The sequence below is a fragment of the Bacillus cereus group sp. BfR-BA-01381 genome (assembly GCF_022663555.1).
GTDB classification, from domain to species: domain Bacteria; phylum Bacillota; class Bacilli; order Bacillales; family Bacillaceae_G; genus Bacillus_A; species Bacillus_A pacificus.
Map to the genome: position 1 here is coordinate 1 of NZ_JAKUFR010000214.1, position 516 is coordinate 516.

The window sequence follows — 516 nt, forward strand, 5'->3', positions numbered from 1 at the left end:
TTTCAACGTGCGTGGGTTCGGGCCTCCATTCAGTGTTACCTGAACTTCACCCTGGACATGGGTAGATCACCTGGTTTCGGGTCTACGACCACGTACTAAACGCCCTATTCAGACTCGCTTTCGCTGCGGCTCCGCCTCTTCAGCTTAACCTCGCACGGGATCGTAACTCGCCGGTTCATTCTACAAAAGGCACGCCATCACCCGTTAACGGGCTCTGACTATTTGTAGGCACACGGTTTCAGGATCTCTTTCACTCCCCTTCCGGGGTGCTTTTCACCTTTCCCTCACGGTACTGGTTCACTATCGATCACTAGGGAGTATTTAGCCTTGGGAGATGGTCCTCCCAGATTCCGACGGAATTTCACGTGTTCCGCCGTACTCAGGATACATTCAAGAGAGAACGAAGTTTCGACTACGGGGTTGTTACCCTCTACGACGGACCTTTCCAGGTCGCTTCGTCTACCTCGTTCCTTTGTAACTCCGTATAGAATGTCCTACAACCCCAAGAGGCAAGCC

At 52.5% G+C, this 516-nt stretch carries 1 rRNA gene; it reads right to left on the reverse strand.

The features are described 5' to 3' along the window. Positions 1-516, reverse strand: a 23S ribosomal RNA gene (locus MR079_RS28370); the annotation flags it as partial.